At 70.1% G+C, this 6,091-nt stretch carries 3 protein-coding genes; all 3 read left to right on the top strand.

What is annotated here, in order from left to right:
- Positions 1-258 precede the first annotated feature (258 nt).
- The 3 genes from KGA66_RS27615 (at position 259) to KGA66_RS27605 (ending at position 5,306) form a co-directional block, all read left to right on the top strand.
- The gene (locus KGA66_RS27615; protein WP_211472288.1) at positions 259-2,031 is read left to right on the top strand and encodes a DEAD/DEAH box helicase; all 1,773 of its coding nucleotides are present in this window, start codon (positions 259-261) and stop codon (positions 2,029-2,031) included.
- On the top strand, positions 2,028-4,034 hold the full coding sequence (locus tag KGA66_RS27610; protein WP_211472287.1) for a hypothetical protein: 2,007 nt from the start codon (positions 2,028-2,030) through the stop codon (positions 4,032-4,034). The genes KGA66_RS27615 and KGA66_RS27610 overlap by 4 nt, the downstream gene beginning before the upstream one ends.
- Positions 4,035-4,544: 510 nt before the next feature.
- Positions 4,545-5,306, top strand: coding sequence for a DUF6159 family protein (locus tag KGA66_RS27605; protein WP_211472285.1), 762 nt, complete (start codon positions 4,545-4,547; stop codon positions 5,304-5,306).
- Positions 5,307-6,091 lie beyond the last annotated feature (785 nt).

Below are 6,091 nucleotides of genomic sequence, written 5' to 3'. Positions count from 1 at the left end.
GGTCCGAGGCGGTCTGGGCGACGATCCCGGCGACGGTCCGGAGTGGCAGGACCACAACCACGGACTTTCCGCACCGCGTACCACCGGCGCGTCATCCGACAGCCGGTAGGGCGCAACCTGCGCTTTCCGCGGCCCGGCGCCGTCCGCACGCCCTCCCGCGCCGCCTGCGGGCTCGGCGGAATCGTCCACGCGGCGTCAGGGCGCGGCTAATCTGGACTCGTGTCACTGCCCACCACCCACTGATCGGTCACCGTCTCCATGCCCACTGACACCGCGGCCGCGATCGCCCCGGCCACCGCGCAAGCAGAGGCGCCGGCATCGCCCGCCATCGCGCTTCCGGCGGCCTGGCAGACCCTGCTCGACCGGCTCACCGCCGCCGAAGCCGCGGATGCCGCGGTGAGCGCCCTGGTCGACGACGCGGTCGAGGTATGGCGCCGCCCCGGCTTCGACACCCTGCTCTCGCTCGACCGGCTCGCCTTCGAACCCTTCGACTACCAGCGGCAGACCGCCACCATCGTGCTGCGCCGGATGCGCGGACGCGCGGTGCTGGCCGACGAGGTGGGGCTGGGAAAGACGATCGAGGCGGGACTGATTCTCAGTGAACTGCGTATGCGCGGCCTGGCCGATCGGACGCTCGTGATCACTCCCGCGGGGCTGGTGGAACAGTGGCGCGAGGAACTCGAACGCAAATTCGCGCTGCCGACCGCTGACACCGCGGCGTTCACGGCGCAGGGGCTCGGTTCCGACCTTCCGATCGTGGTCGCCTCGCTGGCCGCGGCGCGGCGCGACCCGTTGCGTTCCCTGCTGACCGCCGAGCCGTGGGACGCGGTGGTCGGCGACGAGGCGCACCGGCTGCGTAATCCGCGCAGCGCCTCGGGCAAACTCGCCCGGCAACTGACCTCGCGGTACCTGCTGCTGCTCACCGCCACGCCTGTCGAGAACAAACTGGACGACCTGCACGAACTGCTCAGCCTCGCCGCGCCCGGCCTGCTCGGCACCGCCGCCCAGTTCCGCGCCGCGCACGGCTCGGGCGACGCTGCATCGGTGCGCGACGCGGCGGGACTGCGCGCCAAGACGCGCGAGGTGATGGTTCGCCACCGGCGCAGCGAGGTCGCGCTGCGGCTGCCGCCCCGAATCGCCGAGACCGTCCTGGTCACCCCCGGCAACGAGGAAGCTCGCTTCTACGCGGACCTGGCCGGGAAGATCAGGGCCGTCACGCACGGCGAAGACGCCGGCGTCCGGCGCAAGGGCTCGCAGAGCCTGATGAGCCTGCGCACAGCGGCCCGGCTCGCCGGCTCGCTGCCGTCCGCCGCCGCGCCCACGCTGCGCAAGCTGGGCTGGACGGACCTGGCCGAGCAGGCCGGGGCGATCGACTGGCCCGCCAAGGCCGACGAGCTCATCGCCCTGCTGCTGCGGCACGCGCGGCAGGGCGAGAAAGTCCTGGTGTTCACGGCGTTCCGGCAGACTCTCGACCGGCTCGTCCCACGGGTGGCGGACGCCGGGTTACGCGCGGCCGTCTATCATGGCTCGCTTTCCCGCGCCGCGAAGGAGGCCACGATCGCCGCCTTCCGCGATGACCCGCAGACCCCGGTGCTGCTTTCCACCGAATCCGCCGGGGAGGGACGAAACCTGCAGTTCTGCCACGTCATGGTGAATGTGGACCTGCCGTGGAACCCGATGCAGATCGAGCAGCGGCTCGGCCGGCTGCACCGCGTCGGGCAGACCCGCGACGTCCTTCTGACCAACCTGGTCTCGCGCGGCACGATCGAGCAGCGAATCCTGCACGTACTCGAGGCCAAGATCAACATGTTCGAGCTGGTCGTCGGCGAACTCGACATGATCCTCGGCCGGGTGGACGAGGAGTTCGACTTCGAGGCGAGCGTCTTCGACGCGTTCGCCGCGTCCCGGGACGACGCGCAGTTCGAGGCCAGGATGGACGAGATCGGCGAGCGGATGGCCGCGGCGCGCGGAGCCTACCTGCGCACCCGCGACTCGCTCGACAACATCGCCGACGGAGCGGAGCGGGAATGAGCGGTCGCATCGATCCCGGGCTGGCCTTCTGGCTGCGCTACGTCACCGCGCGCGGCGGCCTCGCCGAGGCCGACGGCGAGACGTATCTGGCCGTACTGCCCGAGCCGGTGCGCGAGGAATCGGGTTTCGACGAACTCGTTCACGTGACCGGCGACCCCGACATCGCGCGCGAGGGTGCCGCCGTGCTGCTCGGCCCCGGGCATCCCGCGCTGACCGCCGCGGCCGACCGCGTGCTGGCCGCGGGCGACGTCGGCGTCCTCGCTCTCGACGACACCCGGCGCCGGCCCCCGGACGCCGAAACCCTCCTCGAACGCGCCCGCGACCAGTTCCCGATCGACCACGGACGCATCTTCGCCACCGGCTCGCCGACCCCTTCCTTCCGCACGGTTCTGCGGATCGGCGCGCTGGTGACGTACACGCTCTCCGCGGACGAGCACTACCAGGAGCAGGTCGAATACTGGATCGACGTGGACAGCCGGCTGCCCCTGTCCGCTGTGGCCGCGCAGCGTCTGACGACCGGCCAGCCGCTGCCGTCCGGCGGCGGCAGCGGCCTGGCCCTCGGCCCGGGGCAGTTGGCCGCCGCGCTCGCCGCGGCCCGCGAGCTGATCGACCAGGCCGCGTTGCGGCGGCGCGCGGAACTGTCCGCCGCCGCGCGCAAAGCGTGCGCTGAGGAAACGCAGCGGGCCGAGGACTACTACGCGGCACAACTCATGACCCTGCGACAGCGCGCAGACGCGGTGGCCGAGGAGAAGACGGCCGCCTACCTCGCCCGGATCGAGGCGACCGAAGCAGAGCGCGAACGGCGCTTGGCGGAAATCGGCGAGAAATACGCGCCGGGGCACGATGTGCGGCCGTTCCGCGCAATCGCGGTGCGGGTGCCGGCGGTTCGTCTGCCCGCCGAGGCGCGCCGCGGTGATCGCCGCCACGCGCTGCGGCTCGACTACCTCACCGCCGCCGGCGAGTACGCCGGGCTGCGATGCCCGTCCTGTTCCTCCACCGCCCCGCTCGTCCTTGCGAAGACCGGGTTCGGCTGCGAGTCCTGCCTCAAACCGCCCCCTGCCACACCGGGTGCCACCGCCCCAACGACGAACGCCAACGCGAATACGAGCACGAGCACGAGCACGCTGCCCGCCCAACGCGCGGCGCCCAGGTCGCCGGCGCCGAAGCCGGCGCGGCCCGTGCCATCCGCTGCGCAACCGGCGCAATCGGCAAGAAAGTCCGCGCCGACCGTTCCCCCGAAAGCCGCGCCCACCGCGAAACCTCCCAGGACACGATCCGCCGATGCCGGTACGACCACCCGTCACCGGCGTTCCGCGGACCCGAACCAGACCTCGTTCAAACTCTGGCAGGCGGTCTCGGACGGCGATCGGAAGACGGTGGAAAGCCTTTGCGAGCCACACTCCCCCGCAGCGGCGGCGGTCCGCCTGTACGGTCCGGGCGGTCTGCTGGTCTGCCTGGAACTGTCCCCGGGCGACCGCCCGACGGGAGTCTCCGGCGCACCGTACAACACGTGGCGCGGACGCCGCGCCTTCGCGGGAGCCCTCGAAACCCGGGCCGGCGGCCGGGAGTTCCTGCTCACCTGGGCGAACGACGAACCGCTCCGGGTCATCGAACTCATGCCTTTCGCGGACATCTACCGGTTGGGGATGCTGCGCTTCGCAGGGCCCGGCCAGGCGGACCGGACACCGCCGAAACCGAGCCTCGTCCTGGACCCCGTGGCCGAACAGCTGTGGAAGGTCGTGCCGCGCACCCATGGTCTGCAACTGACCCTGCGCGCGCTCTGTTCGCTCTGGCGCCTGGAAGACCTCGACGAGCATCTCACCCGGCACGACCCGCGTGTTCTCGCGGCCTCGCTCCACCGCCTGGCCGGCTACTGGTCGCAGGCGGCGGGCACGACCTACGCCGAGGCCGCCGTCCGGTACGGCGTCGCAGAGCCCGATATCCGCGCAGCAAGCACCGCCCTGCAGAAGAAACTCAAGCTGACCCGGGAGCGCCCCTGGTGAAGCGCCGGCTCGCGCGTGCGGCCGGGTCGCCCGGGTTCGACGCGACCGCGGCGACACCGAGCGTTGTGTGGTCGAGCACAGCTTCTTCTGGCTGCACCAGTGCGAACGACCGCGGCCGGGGGTCAGTCTTCACCGGTCGCCGACATTCATCGGTCTGTCCTCGCCAGATGCCGAGAGCGCGTTCGTACTGGACGTGTCGGACACCCTGTGCGAACTGCTTGCCACAGCGGCCGAAGACGATCGGCTCCGAGCCGCCGAGCCGCCGAGCCGTGGTCGCAGCCGGAGAAGACGAAGGATCCGCTTTGCGCGCAACCTCCCGAGGCGAGCAGCAATCCGCAACCTGGGCTGCTCCGCCCGCCGTCCTGACGCACCACCCGCGTACTCAAGACGCTCCCGGGCACAGCGCAGTCCTGTATGGTTCGGCACGGCGCGGCCGCGGCCGGCGTGCGCGGTAAGGGGATAGAAGCACCGATGAGCACAACCTCGACTCTACTCAGGGCCTCGTTTCGGGTGCTGATCGGCAACAAGCGGTTGATCGCGTTCCCTGTGATGGCGTTCACGGCCGAAGCGGTCGTGCTCGCCGCGTTCGTCGCTCCGTACGTGGCGATGAGGCATGGGTTTCCAGCCGGGCCCACCCATCTGGGCATTGCAGGGTACGGATTGGGCGTGCTGTGCTATCTCGCTCTGACGGCTGTCAGCGCGTACGTGAATGCGGCGCTCCTGATCGCCGTCGGCCAGGGCATGCAGGGCGGACAGCCGAACGTCGGCGGCGCACTGCGCTGCGCATCGCGCGTGTTGCCATCCATCCTTGCCTGGTCGGTGGTGAGCAGCACGGTCGGCCTGCTCGTCCGCGCGCTCGATCGCCGAGTGCCGATGGTGACCGCCATCCTCGGCATCTCGTGGTCCGCCCTCAGCTTCTTCGCCCTTCCCGTCGTCGTCTTTGAGGGCGTCGGCCCGCTCCGGGGCACGCGGCGCGCGGCCGAGCTTCTACGCAGCGCCTGGCGCGAGGAGGCCACCGGCACATTGCGCCTGGGCGGGATCCTGCTGCTGCTCGCGATCCCGGCAGCTCCCGTACTGTTCTTCGGCTTCGGTTCGGAGAACGTGACGGCGATGCTGCTCGCCGTGGCCGTCTGCGCGCTCTGGTTCGGGCTCTGCGGACTCGTACTGTCCTGCCTGACCAGCGTCTACCGCGTCGCGGTCTACCTGTATGCGACCACGAACGTCGCGCCAGCGCAGTTCACCGGCGTCGACCTTGGACGCGCCTTCGCGTGACGCGACGCGATCGCGCGCGGAAAGCGGTTGAAATGGTTCGGTGACGGGTGCGTCGTTTCTTCTGGAGGGACCTCGCTGCTGGCCCGTACGGACGCACCGGCCCTTGGATGCCAGCGTGATCCCGCAAGCCCCTCCCTGCCGTAGGTGCGAGGCGATGACCTGGGGTTTCTCGTCCCTCAAGAAGAAACGCACCCACGTCGGCACGCCTTCACGAGGCCCGGTCCAACGCGCCAGGGCGGCACGTAGCTTGGCGGGGGCCGTCCAAGATCATGAAGCGCCGTGATCGGCTGTCTGCACCGGCTTGAACTGTGCCGCGCGCCCGAAACTTGGACAGGCATTTGGCAAAGCTGCCCGTGGAGGGCCGTGATCAGCCGAGTACAGCTGGACCTGCGACAGCGTCAGAACAACAACCCCCTACCAGAGTTACCGCTGGTAGGGGGTTGTTTGTGCTGCTGGTGTGGCAGGTCCAGGATTCGAAGCTGGGTAGCTTTCGCGACGGATTTACGGGCCTGCTCACGCAAGCCTCTGACCAGGTTCTTCGCCTCCACACCCCGAAACCTGGGCACGTATTCGGCAAGAACATCCATCGACAGCCGTCTTCATTCGACGACGCCAGGGCAGGCGCCAGTCGTCACACCAGCTGCGCACCGACCGTGCCCCTCGGCGGCTCACGCATGGCTCGGGAACGATCCTCTACGCATCAGACAGACCTGTGTAGGATAATTCCCAAGGAAGCTGTACGCATCTCTCATCGCGCACGCCGAGGAGGCCTCGTGGGCGACAGC

Origin of the sequence: Actinocrinis puniceicyclus (genome assembly GCF_018283645.1) — a bacterium.
Lineage (GTDB): Bacteria > Actinomycetota > Actinomycetes > Streptomycetales > Catenulisporaceae > Actinocrinis > Actinocrinis puniceicyclus.
The sequence above is the reverse complement of the archived record's forward strand: the minus strand, read 5'-3'. Positions and strand labels throughout refer to the sequence as shown.

What these genes read in the sequence shown, in the direction of transcription:
- KGA66_RS27615 (WP_211472288.1), top strand. Translation starts at nt 259, where the DNA reads ATGCCCACTGACACCGCGGCCGCGATCGCCCCGGCCACCGCGCAAGCA.
- KGA66_RS27610 (WP_211472287.1), top strand. Translation starts at nt 2,028, where the DNA reads ATGAGCGGTCGCATCGATCCCGGGCTGGCCTTCTGGCTGCGCTACGTC.